Origin of the sequence: Kosakonia sp. S42 (assembly GCF_016624785.1) — a bacterium.
GTDB lineage: Bacteria > Pseudomonadota > Gammaproteobacteria > Enterobacterales > Enterobacteriaceae > Kosakonia > Kosakonia cowanii.
The window spans coordinates 1-493 of the sequence record NZ_JACVTW010000092.1 but is presented as its reverse complement, the minus strand read 5'-3'; the positions used below and the strand labels follow the sequence as shown (position 1 = coordinate 493).

Below are 493 nucleotides of genomic sequence, written 5' to 3'. Positions count from 1 at the left end.
GCACAGCACTTTAAGCGCCTGCGCATCCTCGTTCTGGTCGAGAAGACGCTGGGTTAAATAACCCATAGAATTCATCAGCCTTGTCAGCATTTCATCGTTCAGGCTGCGTTTATGCACCCGCGCCATAATTCTTATTTCAGAGGCAAGATTCTCAGGAATGCGCATGCTGTAGCCTGACGTCTTTCCGGGAATTAACACCCGCACACCTTCACGCCACATCCAGGCTGGCTCATCACGCGCCTTTTCCGTTTTGTTTTCATTTTTAGTTTCATTATCACCACTTAATAAATCACACAGCCACTCTTCAAACTTCACTGCCAGAGAAATTAACCTTTCACCCTCAACCGTCTTAATAACAGGTACATGCGGCTGATAATTCAGTGAAATAAGTAACCTTGCGATAATTTCATCGTTAACGCTCCTCTCGCTTATTCGTGCACACACCCGCAGTTCCATCAGCAGATTGTCCGGCGCACGCAGCCGCCACTCCACT

At 47.7% G+C, this 493-nt stretch carries 1 protein-coding gene; it reads right to left on the bottom strand.

Features of this window, described 5'->3' with window-relative positions; genetic code table 11:
- The coding region (locus tag IAE50_RS25700; RefSeq protein WP_200581699.1) for an Arc family DNA-binding protein at window positions 1-493 on the bottom strand (493 nt) is incomplete at both ends.